At 63.8% G+C, this 12,970-nt stretch carries 13 protein-coding genes and 1 rRNA gene; 6 read left to right on the top strand and 8 right to left on the bottom strand.

Features of this window, described 5'->3' with window-relative positions:
* Positions 1-86: 86 nt before the first annotated feature.
* Positions 87-199, top strand: a 5S ribosomal RNA gene (gene rrf / locus AACH55_RS24505).
* 918 nt (positions 200-1,117) lie between these two features.
* Here the strand turns inward: rrf and AACH55_RS24500 are convergent.
* On the bottom strand, positions 1,118-1,273 hold the full coding sequence (locus AACH55_RS24500; protein WP_338717291.1) for a hypothetical protein: 156 nt from the start codon (positions 1,271-1,273) through the stop codon (positions 1,118-1,120).
* A gap of 304 nt (positions 1,274-1,577) precedes the next feature.
* Here AACH55_RS24500 and AACH55_RS24495 point away from each other — a divergent pair, with 304 nt between their 5' ends.
* Positions 1,578-2,552, top strand: a complete 975-nt coding sequence (locus AACH55_RS24495) for a nitronate monooxygenase family protein (RefSeq protein WP_338717290.1) — start codon at positions 1,578-1,580, stop codon at positions 2,550-2,552.
* A gap of 400 nt (positions 2,553-2,952) precedes the next feature.
* Positions 2,953-3,222 (top strand): hypothetical protein, encoded by a 270-nt coding sequence (locus tag AACH55_RS24490; protein ID WP_338717289.1) that lies wholly within the window; start codon positions 2,953-2,955, stop codon positions 3,220-3,222.
* 48 nt (positions 3,223-3,270) lie between these two features.
* Here the strand turns inward: AACH55_RS24490 and AACH55_RS24485 are convergent, their stop codons facing one another.
* Positions 3,271-3,966, bottom strand: a complete 696-nt coding sequence (locus tag AACH55_RS24485; protein WP_338717287.1) for an alpha/beta hydrolase — start codon at positions 3,964-3,966, stop codon at positions 3,271-3,273.
* 47 nt (positions 3,967-4,013) lie between these two features.
* On the bottom strand, positions 4,014-5,174 hold the full coding sequence (locus AACH55_RS24480; protein WP_338717286.1) for an MFS transporter: 1,161 nt from the start codon (positions 5,172-5,174) through the stop codon (positions 4,014-4,016).
* A 266-nt stretch (positions 5,175-5,440) separates the two neighbouring features.
* On the opposite strand from AACH55_RS24480, the gene AACH55_RS24475 reads away from it, so the two are divergent.
* Both AACH55_RS24475 and AACH55_RS24470 read left to right on the top strand, forming a co-directional pair.
* On the top strand, positions 5,441-6,037 hold the full coding sequence (locus AACH55_RS24475) for an HD domain-containing phosphohydrolase (protein ID WP_338717285.1): 597 nt from the start codon (positions 5,441-5,443) through the stop codon (positions 6,035-6,037).
* A 57-nt stretch (positions 6,038-6,094) separates the two neighbouring features.
* Positions 6,095-7,330, top strand: a complete 1,236-nt coding sequence (locus AACH55_RS24470) for a YbfB/YjiJ family MFS transporter (RefSeq protein WP_338717284.1) — start codon at positions 6,095-6,097, stop codon at positions 7,328-7,330.
* Positions 7,331-7,386: 56 nt separating this feature from the next.
* On the opposite strand, the gene hisC is transcribed toward AACH55_RS24470, so the two are convergent.
* Entirely contained in the window at positions 7,387-8,469 is a 1,083-nt protein-coding gene (gene hisC / locus AACH55_RS24465) for a histidinol-phosphate transaminase (protein ID WP_338717282.1), read from the bottom strand.
* Positions 8,470-8,577: 108 nt separating this feature from the next.
* The gene (locus AACH55_RS24460) at positions 8,578-8,703 is read right to left on the bottom strand and encodes a hypothetical protein (RefSeq protein WP_338717281.1); all 126 of its coding nucleotides are present in this window, start codon (positions 8,701-8,703) and stop codon (positions 8,578-8,580) included.
* A 393-nt stretch (positions 8,704-9,096) separates the two neighbouring features.
* Here AACH55_RS24460 and AACH55_RS24455 point away from each other — a divergent pair, with 393 nt between their 5' ends.
* Positions 9,097-10,737, top strand: coding sequence for an acyl-CoA synthetase (locus tag AACH55_RS24455; protein ID WP_338717280.1), 1,641 nt, complete (start codon positions 9,097-9,099; stop codon positions 10,735-10,737).
* A gap of 18 nt (positions 10,738-10,755) precedes the next feature.
* On the opposite strand, the gene AACH55_RS24450 is transcribed toward AACH55_RS24455, so the two are convergent.
* From AACH55_RS24450 to AACH55_RS24440, 3 genes are all read right to left on the bottom strand, one after another.
* Positions 10,756-11,349 carry a molybdopterin-dependent oxidoreductase gene (locus AACH55_RS24450; RefSeq protein WP_338717278.1) on the bottom strand — a complete coding sequence of 198 codons (594 nt, stop codon included), beginning with the start codon at positions 11,347-11,349 and terminating at the stop codon, positions 10,756-10,758.
* 148 nt (positions 11,350-11,497) lie between these two features.
* Entirely contained in the window at positions 11,498-12,412 is a 915-nt protein-coding gene (locus AACH55_RS24445; protein ID WP_338717277.1) for a bile acid:sodium symporter family protein, read from the bottom strand.
* A 242-nt stretch (positions 12,413-12,654) separates the two neighbouring features.
* Entirely contained in the window at positions 12,655-12,948 is a 294-nt protein-coding gene (locus tag AACH55_RS24440) for a hypothetical protein (RefSeq protein ID WP_338717276.1), read from the bottom strand.
* Between the last annotated feature and the right edge of the window lie 22 nt (positions 12,949-12,970).

The following is a 12,970-nucleotide window of genomic DNA, read 5'->3' as shown; positions in this document are numbered from 1 at the left end:
GCATCACACCCAAGAATCTACTAAATACTTCTTCCAGTTTGGGTCAGTTGCTGCTCCATCGAGAGCAACTGACTTTACAAGTTATGCCTGATGACTATAGCAAGTTGGTACCACCCCTTCCCATCCCGAACAGGACCGTGAAACGACTTCGCGCCGATGATAGTGCTGCAACCAGTGTGAAAGTAGGTCATCGTCAGGCTTGTTACCCCCAAAAACCCTCGTTACGCAAGTAGCGAGGGTTTTTGCTTTGGGCGAACGGTTTGTGCGCATGCTGACCCGTGCAGAATCCAGGGCTGGTCACTGATCCGGGAGTTCGCTGCTGAGTTGAGGATGCCAGCATCAAGGTTTAGGGTGATGGCGAACCTGACTCCCGCCATCCGCCAGGATCGGCGCTCGTCAAACCGCGCATTCCTTCAACATTTCCACAGGCCGCGCGCCGCGAGGGCCGCCAACAGGCTGCAAGAGGCCGTTTCCTTCATATCGCCCCGAAACCGCCTATACAGCGGCACGAGTGACGCGGCTGATTCTCCACAGAGCACATGGACTTACTGCGCTGAATCGCCCGAGCCCGCTGTTAATTTATGCACAGGTGAAAATCCCATGCCGTTCATTCGGCCATGTGACGGCCTTTTATCGCCAGTCAGACCTTGCGTTGCATGGCGACCATTAGATTCAAGAGTCCAAATCGGCCGCCAACCCGCATCCCACCGCCCTCGCCGAAAATAAACACTTAGATTTATGCACAGCCTGTCCGGCTGCCAGGCGCAGCTGTTAATTTATGCACAGGTGAAGATCCCCTACGCACGGGGCGCGCATCATCCGTATCTGACCGGCGGTGCAATCGCCGAGATGAATCCGAGCTGCCCGTACGCACTGCACTGCCCGGACAAAACGCGGGAAGACACCGGATCTACGGCAGATCACTACAGGCGATGGCCACTGGCCAGCAGAAGCGGACAATCAGGACGGCACGGATACCCTACAGCGCAGTAGCCCCCGCACATGGCATCGCGAACGCCTGCTGCACAGTGCACTGCCGTGCGAAGTGGAAAAAGCACGCACGAAGACTACGCCAGCCCTGCTACCAGCACGGTAGCAGCTCCGCCCGCGCCCGTCTTCATTGCTGGCGATAACGACGCAAACGGCGCACTGCCAGCTTGTCGGCATTGATCAGGGACTTTTTCAGTGCGCGCTTGTGCAGCACCGCGCCCCCGATCAGTGCGACAGCGGCCAGAATGATGATGAGGACATTGACGAGATCAAAGTGTTGCATGATTCCCCCCTACGGCAAAAGACGACGAATGAAAGTCGGGCTTGGCCCCTCCGGCTGAGCCGGTCTGCAAGACGCCCCCGGTAACGCCTGCTGGCCTGTTTTGCACCAGGCTTTGTGGAAAACATAGCACATGGTCGGGGAAAGACAGTAAATCATATAAATAATTTCCTGAATATTTCCCAACGACGCAACAAAAAGCACGACCGTTATATTTTGTCGCTTTTTGTCCTATAATCGCGGGACAAAAGCGGCACAAGGCCAAGCCCTGTTGCCTTCAGATAACGACAACCCACGAGAGACGACCATGCCACCAGCCCCTGCTTACCCCAAAGCATTGCAAGATCTGCGCCTGCCCATCATCTGCTCGCCCATGTTCATTGCCAGCGGCCCGGCGCTGGTGGCAGCCCAGTGCAAGGCCGGGCTGGTCGGATCGTTTCCTGCGCTCAACGCGCGCCCGGCCGAGTTGCTCGATACCTGGCTGACCCAGCTGCAGGAAGAGCTGGCGCAGTGGCAGGCCGCCCATCCGCAGCGCCGGGTCGGGCCGATCGCGGTCAACCAGATCGTGCACCAGTCCAATGACCGCCTGGCGCAGGACGTCGCCACCTGCGTCAAGCATCAGGTGCCCATCATCATCTCCAGCCTGCGCGCTCCGCCCAAAGAGATGCTGGACGCCGTACACAGCTATGGCGGCATCGTCCTGCATGACGTGATCTCGCTGCGCCACGCCGAAAAGGCGCTGGAAGCCGGGGTCGACGGGCTGATCCTGGTGGCGGCGGGCGCCGGTGGTCATGCCGGGACGCTCTCCCCCTTCGCGCTGGTGGGCGAGGTGCGCAAGATGTTCAAGGGACCGCTGGCCCTGTCGGGCGCGATTGCCACCGGCGACGCCGTACTGGCGGCCCAGGCCATGGGGGCGGACTTCGCCTACATGGGTTCGCGCTGGCTGGCCACGCGCGAATCGAACATCGACGAGGCTTATCGCCAGGCTATCGTGGAATCCACCGCAGCCGATGTGGTCTACACCAACCTCTTCACCGGCGTGCACGGTAACTACCTCAAGAAGTCCATCGTCAACGCCGGCCTCGATCCGGACAACCTGCCCGAGGCGGACAAGACCAAGATGAACTTCGGCTCCGGTGGCGGCAGCAAGGCCAAGGCCTGGCGCGATATCTGGGGCGCCGGACAAGGCGTGGGTCTGATGGAGGATGTCCCCACGGTGGCCGAGATGGTCGACCGGCTCGAGGAAGAATATCGCGCGGCACGGGCGCGACTGTCATTGTGAGATGGCGCTGAGTGAGAATGGATGAGCTTGTCCCCCTTTGCAGCGCATAAAAACTAAGTAAATAAAAACTAAGTAAACGGCGGGCCGGTCCACAGGTCCGCCTTTTTTATGCAGCTCTTCAATTCGCAGCCCATGAGGAACAGCGCCAGTACTGGTGCGCCCGGCCGGGCGTTCGCTCGTCATCTGCTGCAGTGATGCTGTGCTCCGGTACGAATTGGCTGTAGGACAAATCCTTATTTTTTTTATTCGTGGTGTAACTCGCGGCACTTCTGAGCGGAGGCCCGGTCGTACCTGTTCGCTTCGTGCATACGCAAGGCAACCGATGCGCTGTGACCACCTTCACACCTCATCGCCCTGCGGCAAAAGAAGAGTCAATCATTCACTTGCGAGGACCATCACCATGACCAGCTTCCTGAGAACCAGAAAAGATCGTCATCCCAAACAAGACAAGCCACGTCTGCCGCATGAGCATGACCAGAACGCCGCGCCCCAGGATCCTGGCCGCAGCGGCCATCAGGTCGAGCGTCCGGAAATCCGCCAGGCCTATGACGACATCCGCAAGGGCCAGGTCGATACCGACCTGCGCGGCACCGGCGGCCTGGATGAAATGAACAAGGGCCCCGGCCGGCGTGCCGCCGGGGCACCGGGCAAGGAGCTGGACGAAGGTTGATGCCCGATGTTGTGCGGCGCCGTTCCTCGGCGGGACGGCGCCCCGGGCTTACAAGCCTGAGCGGGCAATCCAGTCCGAGATGATCCTGAACAGTTCCTGCGGTTTTTCCATCGGCGTCATGTGACCACAGTCACTGATGATCTCCAGGCGCGATTGCGGTATCTGGCGCGCCATCTCTTCCGACTCTTCCACACTGCGCAATCTGTCTTCGTCACTGCTGACGATGAGCACCGGGCAGCGCAACTGCTGCAGGTTCTCGGCGTTGCTGTCGCGCAGGGTCTGCAGCTGACGCAGGAAGACTTCCTTGCCGTTGGCCAGCGCCATCGCCTGCAGCCGGTCCAGCAGGACGCGATCGGTGCTGCGCGCCGGATGCAGCGACGAAGCCAGCGCCCGCGAGGTCAGGCCCTTGAAGGGAGTGCGCTGTGCCAGTTCGATCTGCGCCAGCGTGCCCTGGGATTCACGCTCTGTCTGCGGTCGCGATGAGGTATTGAGCAAGCCCAGGCCCAGCACCCGCTCGGGCGCCTTCAGCGCAATGGCCTGCGCCACGAAACCGCCCATCGAGAAGCCCAACAGCACGAAGCGCTCCGGCGCCTGGCGCAGCACGGCATCGGCCATGGCCTGGATGCCGATGTCCTGACCGAGATCGCCAAAGTGCAGCGGACCCAGCGTGGCGAGGTCGGCCTGCATGTCATCCCACAGATGTTCATTGAGCATGAAGCCCGGCAGCAGGACCAGGTTGCGCATCGTATTTTTTCCTTGTTGATGTTGAGTAATAGGCGTGGCTGCCAGCGTTACTGCAGCCATTGCGCGCGCCGGCTGGAACCGGCCATGGCCAGGCACAGCACACCCAGCAAGGCCAGTGCCGCCTGCAAACCCCAGCCGTGGGCCAGGAAGCCGAATGCAGGCGGGCCGATCAGACTGCCGCTGTAACCCAGCGTGGCCACGGCCGCCAGCGCACTCGAACCGTGCCGTCCGGCGGCGCTGAAGACGAAGGGGAATACCGCGGCCACGCCGGTACCGGCAATGGCAAAGCCGAGGATGGCCAGTGCCATGCCGGGCGCGGCCACCGCCAGGGCGATGCCGCCGCTGGCCACGAGAGTACCGATCCAGACCACGCGACGCGCATCGTAGCGGGCCTTGAGACGGTCGCCCACCATGCGCATGATGAGCATCATGCCGGCAAAGGCGGCATAGGCCAGCGGCGTGGCACCGTCGCTGGCGCCAATGTGGTCCTTCATGTAGATGCCGCTCCAGTCGGCCACCGAACCCTCGACGATGGCGCCGCAAAAAGCGATCACGCCCAGCACTACCAGATGCCCGTGCGGCAGCGCGAAGAGCTTGCGCTCCGGATCGTGCTCCGGACGATCATCGGGCAGCGCCTGGTAGCCCGCGTAGAGCGGATAAAGGAACAGCGCAGCCACCAGCAGGAAGTGCCACACCGGGGCGATGCCCATGCCCGCCACGGCGCTGGCGGCCAGCGCGCCGGAGAAGGTGCCCACGCAGAACCAGCCGTGCAGCATGGACATGATGGGCCGCCCGGCCTCGCGTTCGGCCTGTGCGCCCAAGGCGTTGATGGCCACGTCGAAGCAGCTGGAGGCCGCACCGTAGATCGTGCAGACCAGCATCAGCATGCCCGTGCCGGGGACCAGGCCCAGCAGCGGCAAGGAGACCAGTAGGGCCAGGCCCGCATAGAGCGCACTGTGGCGCGCACCATAGTGACCGGTGATCCAGGCCGCCAGCGGGAAGGAGCCGACCGCGCCGATGCCGCCGCACAACAGCACCAGGGCCAGCGTGGCCGCATCGAGTTGCAGATGGTCCCGGATCGCGGGAATGCGCGCCGCCCAGGTAGCGAACACCACGCCCAGCAGCAGGAAGAACAGGGGAATGGCAAACTTGCGCCAGATCAGGCTCACCGGAAAAGGGCGACGGGAAGAGGACTGCTTGGTTGTCATCGATAAGTCAGGACTGTAAACTGCGCACGATCATTTCTTTCCTGAAATGAGTTTCAGTATTGCAAGCCGCTATTATCCGACAACCGGGAAAGCGCATGAACATGCGTCGTCGGACTGGCAGGTCAAGGCGCCCAGCGGGAGCCCCTTCAGAGAGCAAGCAACCTGTAAAGGTTCATGGCAGGCGCCTCGCCTGCCTTACCATCATCACGCAACACCTCTGAGCGACCACGCACGCTGCCAGCGGCTGCAATCACGCAGGGACAGGAATGCCAGTTTCAGAACCGAACAAGATCTACCAGGAAGTCATCGATGCCTTGATCGCACTGCATCGGCTCACTGACGGCTATACGCCCAATCACGAGGACCAGACTGCCGAGCTGGCGGTGATGATAGGACGCCACCTGAACCTGCCCGCCGAGCGCATCGACGTGCTGCACATGGCCGCGCAGGTCCACGATATCGGCAAGGCCAGGATCCCGCTGGCACTGCTGACCAAACCCGGACGCATCACGGCCGATGAATACGGCGTACTCAAGACGCACGTACAGTTCGGCTACGAGATCCTCAACAAGATCAGTTTCCCGTTCAACCTCGCCGAGATCGTCTGGTGTCATCACGAGTACCTCGACGGCAGCGGCTATCCGCGCGGGATCGGCGGCGAAGCCTTGCCGCTGGAGGCGCGCATCCTGACGGTGGCTGACATCGTGGAATCGATGTCGGCCGACCGGCCTTATCGCAAGTCGCTGGGCATGGCGGTGGCACTGGAAGAGATCCAGCGCCAGAGCGGCACCCGGCTCGACCCCGTGGTGGTGGATGCCTGCCTGCACGTGGTGCGGCAGCACAACTGGCGGCCGATGAACTAGCTGGCATCGGCTACACTGGCGCCACACCACAACAAGACCGCCAGGAGACGCCACCCCATGACCAGCCGCGCTGCGCCTGCGCCCTCGCCTTTCATCCTGCGTCATCCCATTCTGACCGCCCTGGCCCTGTCGCTGGGCACGGCCGTGGCGCTCGGTGTGGCGCGCTTTTCCTATGCCCTGCTGCTGGCGCCGATGCGCGCTGACCTCGGCTGGCCCTATCTGATCGCCGGTGGCATGAATACCGGCAATGCATTGGGCTACCTGCTGGGCGCGCTGCTGACCCCGCGCCTGATGCGCCGCTATCAGGCCCACCGCGTGCTGATCGCGGGGGCCTTCGCTACCGCCCTGCTGTCCTTCCTGCCGGCGCTGACCACGGACACGCTGCTGCAATTGCTGCTGCGGATAGTAACGGGTGTGACCAGTGCGCTCATCTTCGTCTCGGGCGGTTTGCTGGTGAGCCGGCTGGCCGCGCTGCATGCGCAGCGCGCCGGCCTGCTGCTGGGCTTGTATTACGGCGGTACCGGCATCGGCATCGTGGCCGCTTCGCTGCTGCTGCCACCGGTGATGGAGGCCGCCGCCGCGCAGGGCGCACCTCATCCGTGGCAATGGGCGTGGATGCTGCTGGGCGCGCTGGCGCTGGCAGCCAGCCTGGTCATGACGCTGCCCGCACGGCTCATGCCAACCTCGCCGGCCCAGGCGGCCGAAGCCGGGACGTGGCGTGCGCGCAGTTTGTTGTTCGGGCTGATCGGTTATCTGTTCTTCGGGCTGGGCTATATCGGCTATATGACCTTCGTCATCGCCCTGCTCAAGGAAGAAGGCATGGCACCGGCGCGCATCACGCTCTTCTTTGCGCTGCTGGGTGCGGCCACTTTCGCTTCTTCGCGCATCTGGGCGCGCATGCTGGACCGCTTCCGGGGCGGGCAGTCGCTGGCCATCCTCAACGGCCTGCTGTGTCTGGCTACGCTGCTGCCGGCCACGACGGCCGAGCCGGTGGCCGTGTTTGCCTCAGGGCTGCTGTTTGGCGGCTGCTTCCTGTCGGCCGTGGCGTCGACCACGGCGATGGTGCGTCACAACCTTCGGCCTGCCGATTGGCCGGCCGGCATCAGCGCCTTCACCATCATCTTTGCCGTGGGGCAGATCATCGGGCCGTCCATCGTCGGATGGATCGCCGATGGTCCCGGCGGCCTGCAACGCGGCCTGACGTTTTCTGCACTGATGCTGCTGGCGGGGGCGCTGGTGGCATGGCGGCAAAGGCCGCTGGGCGCGGGCGAGGGACGCACCGCAGGCGCTTGACGTTTTCTGCACATCGGGCCGCGCGGTCAACACCGGCGCGGCCCGCAGAGGGGGGCTTACTGCTGGCCGAGATGGCGGCGCAATGCCTCCACCAGGGTGCCGCAATCCTCATCGGTACCGATGGTGATGCGCAGGAACTGCCTGATGCGCTCGCTCTTGAAGTGGCGCACGATGATGCCGTCGCTGCGCAGGGCAGCGGCCAGCTCGGCGGCATCGCGTTGCGGATGGCGGGCGAAGACGAAGTTGGCCGCCGAGGGCAGCACCTCGAAGCCCAGCGCCTGCAATTGCGCCACCAGCGCGGTGCGGCTGGCGATGACCATATCGCAGGTCTTGCGGAAATACGCTTCGTCTTCGATGGCGGCGGTCGCGCCGGCGATGGCGGGGCGGTCCAGCGGATAGGAGTTGAAACTGTTCTTGACCCGTTCCAGTGCATCGATCAGGTCGGCATGGCCGACCGCAAAACCGACCCGCATGCCCGCCAGCGCGCGCGACTTGGAGAAGGTCTGCACCACCAGCAGGTTTGGATAGCGCTGCACCAGCGGGATGGCGCTCTGACCGCCGAAATCGATATAGGCCTCATCGACCACCACCACGCGCTCCGGGTTGCCCTGCAGGATGCGCTCCACTTCGTCCAGTCCCAGCAGGCAGCCGGTCGGCGCATTCGGGTTGGGGAAGATGATGCCGCCGATGGCATCGCCGTGGCCGAGGTAATCCTCGGTGCGCAGGGTGAAATCCTCGGCCAGCGGCACGGCGCGATAGTCGACCTGGTACAGGCCGGCATAGGTCGGATAGAAGCTGTAGGTGATGTCCGGGAACAGGATGGGCTTGCCATGCTGCAGCAGGGCCTGGAAGGCGTGTGCCAGCACCTCGTCGGAGCCGTTGCCCACGAACACCTCGCGCGCGCTGATGCCGTCGGCGGCGTGGCGGCGGGCGATGGCCAGCTTCAGGGGTTCGGCGTCGGGATTGGGGTACAGGCGCAGGCTGTCGCTGACCTCGCGGGCGATGGCCTGCAACGCCAGGGGCGACGGGCCATAGGGGCTCTCGTTGGTATTGAGCTTGACCAGGCGCGCGATCTTGGGTTGTTCGCCGGGGGTGTAGGGCGTCAGGCGGCTGACGATGGGACTCCAGAACTTGCTCATGAGAAATCAGCCCATGCCGGGCCGTACAGAATTGAGGGAAAGCGCAGATGGTAGCAAACTTGCCGCCACCCGGCCGCAGTGGTCGCTGAAATCCCGGAACATGGCAGGTTACGAGACGGACTCGACGATGGCAGGCGCCAGCGCGACGAACCAGTCGTATTGCCGCAGAAGCTGCGCCATCGGGCTGCTCATGGGGGCGGCAGGGGAGGAAGAAGACGGCAAACATTGTCGCATGTCAGCCTTGTCGTGCCGATGACAAAGCGCAAGCAGGCTTCAGTGCTACCCTAGGGCCTGTTCACATTAAATCTGCGAGTGCGAGAGGTCGCCAAGCGTTGACTGCCTAGGCGCGGCGACGCGCCGTGGTGGTGCCACGGCAAGGAGCTGCAACAACGGCAGGCGACGCTTGGCGGCCTCTCCCGGAGGGTTGCCCCCAGAAGGCGCGCTGGCCGCGTTGCACGTCAGGGCTGGTGGCACCACCACCAGCCCTGACGCGCGCCTTGCCACCACGCCTTCTGGGGGCAACGCATCTCGCAGATTTAATGTGAACAGGCCCTGGTGCAAAAACTCACAGGCAGCTGATAAAAAATGCACAGGCCGCCACCACCATCCCGCCGCAAGGAGACAGACATGGCAGACTTCGACACCGGCCTTGGCCGCAACGCCGCCAACTACGCGGCCCTCACGCCCCTCGATTTCATCGCCCGCGCGGCCGCCGTGTATGGCAAGCGCACCGCCATCCTCCACGGCGCGCTACGCCAGGACTGGGACCAGACCTATCGCCGCACGCGCCGCCTGGCCAGCGCCTTGCAGCAGCTGGGCGTGGGCAGGAATGATACCGTCGCGGCCATGCTGCCCAATACCCCGGCAATGGTGGAGGCGCACTTTGGCGTGCCCATGGCCGGCGCGGTATTGAATGCGCTCAACATCCGGCTCGATGCCGACTCCATCGTCTTCATGCTGCGTCATGGCGAGGCCAAGGTGTTGCTGATCGACAGCGAATTCGCCGCGCTGGCGCAGCAGTTGCGCACGCAATTGCCGGCGTTGAAGATCGTCGAGGTGTTCGACGTGCTGGGCCCGCCACCGGTCGCCGGTGAGCGCTTCGGCCATCTGGAATACGAAGCCCTGCTGGCCGGGGGCGATGAACATTTCGACTGGCACATGCCGGCTGACGAATGGGATGCGATTGCGCTGAACTACACCTCCGGCACCACCGGCGACCCCAAGGGCGTGGTCTATCACCATCGCGGCGCGGCCTTGAATGCCGTCTCCAACATCCTCGAATGGGACCTGCCCAAGCATCCGGTCTACCTGTGGACGCTGCCCATGTTCCATTGCAACGGCTGGTGCTTCCCGTGGACGATTGCCGCGCGCGCGGGCGTGAACGTATGCCTGCGCAAGTTCGAGCCCAGGCTGGTGTTCGACCTGATCGCCGAACATGGCATTACCCACTACTGCGCCGCCCCCATCGTGCATGCGGCGCTGGCCAATGCCCCCGAGAGCTGGCGCGCCGGCATTCGCGGTCCGGTCAAGGCGATGGTGGCCGGTGCACCGCCACCGGCAGCGGTGCTGGCCAAGATGGAGGCGATGCAGTTCGAACTGACCCACGTCTATGGACTGACCGAAGTCTATGGACCTGCCGCCGTGTGTGCCGAGCAGGATGCGTGGAGCGCGTTGTCGGTGGACCAACGCGCCGTGCAGAAGTCGCGCCAGGGTGTGCGCTATCACCTGCAGCGCGGCGTGACGGTGCTCTCGCCGGACACCATGGAACCGGTGGCGCCCGATGGCGAGGAGATCGGCGAGATCATGTTCCGCGGCAACATCTGCATGAAGGGTTACCTGAAGAACGACAAGGCTACGCATGAAGCCTTTGCCGGTGGCTGGTTCCATACCGGCGACCTGGGGGTGATGAATGCCGATGGCTACATCAAGATCAAGGACCGCAGCAAGGACATCATCATCTCCGGCGGAGAAAACATTTCCAGCGTGGAAGTGGAAGACGTGCTGTACCGCCATCCCGCCGTGCTGGCCGCAGCGGTGGTGGCGCAACCGGATGAGAAATGGGGCGAGACGCCCTGCGCCTTCGTCGAACTGAAGGACGGGGCCAACATCGATGCGGCCGAACTGACCGAATTCTGCCGGGGCCATCTGGCCGGGTTCAAGGTGCCCAAGGCGATCTACTTCGGCCCGCTGCCCAAGACCTCCACCGGCAAGATCCAGAAGTTCGAGTTGCGCAAGCGCATGAAATCCGACAGCGCCATCAATGTCTGAGGCGCTGCCGGATCAGGGTCACGCCTTGCGCACGGCGATGTGATACAGGCCCCACGGACACTGGCCGAAGCGCTCCGGCAAGGGGCGCGCGCTCATCTCGGGGAAGCTGTCGGCGTCATACACGGCCCACAGCGGCCCGAGTCCGCCCAGCGGAATCGGCTTGCCATCCAGATGGGTGGCGATGATGAAGCGGTACTTGGCGATATCGGCCGCCGAGACCAGCACCGCATAGCCATCCACCGCGCGCAGGGCGCAGTTCTGCACGGCGGCAGGTCCGCCGGCGGCGCGCAAAACCTCCGAGAGCAAGGGTCCGCGCAGGCTGTGGCGGCGGCCATCGTATTCCAGCGTGGGATGGATCTCTATCGAGGGCAGCGCCGAGAGGGCGGCAAAATCAAACACGTGGGCCTTGTCGAAGGCCAGTTTCTGCTTGGCCATCATCTGGTCCAGCGCCGGATCGAGCGCGCCGCGATTGGCATTGCTGATGTCGCCGGTGACGGTGAGCAGCACCGGACCTGCGGCGGGGCCGGCCTTCTTGTCAGCGGCCAGTGCCGGCAGGGCGGCGGGCGCGGCCAGCAGCGAGGCGCCCAGACTGAGGAACTTGCGTTTTTGCATGGAATGGCCTCCTCTTGGAGATGGGTGGGACGTGCGTTGATGGCGGATTGTAGGGCAATTTCAGACCACGCTGCACACAAAGCACAACGGCCCGCCTCCGTGAGGAAGCGGGCCGTCGCATCGGGCAAGGCATCAGGCCCTGCGTGCTTCAGTCACGCGGCGGACGGCCGCGCCAGTAACCGGCCAGGATCGATCCCGACAGGTTGTGCCACACCGAGAACAGCGCGCCCGGCAAGGCCGCCACAGGCGTGAAATACAGCTTGCCCAGGGCGGCAGCCAACCCGGAATTCTGCATCCCGACTTCGATGGCCAGCGTACGGCAGACCGCTTCATCAAAGCCCAGCAGACGGCCACCCCAGTAGCCGCCCAGCAGACCCAGCCCGTTATGCAGGATCACGCCCACCAGCACCACCAGGCCCACCGAAGCGATACTGGCCTGGCTGCCCGCGACCACCGCCGAGATGATCAGCAGGATGGCCACCATCGACACCAGCGACAGGTAAGGTTCGATGCGACGGATCAGCTTGCCCGCGAACAGGTTCAGCACCAGGCCGACCGCGATGGGCACCACCACGATCTGCACGATGGACATCAGCATGGCGTGAGCGTCGAAGTGGATGGAGGCATCCACGTACAGCTCGGTCAGCAGCGGCGTGGCAAACACCGACACCAGCGCCGACAGCGTGGAAATGGTGACCGACAGCGCCACGTCGCCGCGCGAGAGATAGATCATCACGTTCGAAGCGGTACCGGAGGCGACGCTGCCCACCAGCACCATGCCGGCGGTGAGGTCGGGCGGCATGCGCAGCACCTTGGCGATGATCCAGGCGGCCAGCGGCATGACCAGGTAGTGCAGGATGATGCCGGCGGCCACCGGCGCGGGGCGCTTGATGATGCGCTTGAAGTCGTCCACCGTGAGGGTCACACCCATGGTCAGCATGATGAGCGTCAACAACTGGGTGATGTATTTGCCGATGGGCGTGAAGGTCGGCGGGGTGAAGTAGGCAGCGGCGGAAAGCAGCAGCGCCCACACGGGAAAGAGGCGGGTGATGGTGGCAAGCATGGCAATGGATGAATGATGAAGACAGGCCCGTGCATGATGGCGATCACGACGATCACGGCGATCATGACGGGATGGCGCGTTTTTTATGTTGAAGGCGCGGGTGACGCGAACTGCGGTGGAGAACTCATCGTGCACCCGATAGGGTGACGGCCTCTTCTTGATCTGTCGCCTTGTGGGCGGAACGAGCGCGTGATTCTACCCGTGCAGGAAGATTCCTGCCGGTTCCCGGGATGCGAGACAACTTACTGGCGGACCGGATCGCACCTGAAGCTGAGCATCACCTTGGGCGGCAGCACGCCGAACAGGCCTTCGGAACGTTCGCTGCCGGTGATGCGCACCTGGCGGCCCGTCTTGCGGCACCACTCATCGGCCTGCTGCAGACTCTCCGCAGCAACGCCGTCATTGCCACTCCAGCGCGAGCTGGCCACCAGCACGTAGGTATCCTTGTCGAGCTGCGTGACGGGCACCGGGGTGGCGCAGGCCGCCAGCAAGGTGCAGAGGGCCAGGGCAGGTGCCGGCGCCAGGCGGATCTTCATCGGGACTCCCGTTGGTCTTGTG

Origin of the sequence: Herbaspirillum sp. DW155 (genome assembly GCF_037076565.1) — a bacterium.
Lineage (GTDB): Bacteria > Pseudomonadota > Gammaproteobacteria > Burkholderiales > Burkholderiaceae_D > Herbaspirillum.
The sequence above is the reverse complement of the archived record's forward strand: the minus strand, read 5'-3'. Positions and strand labels throughout refer to the sequence as shown.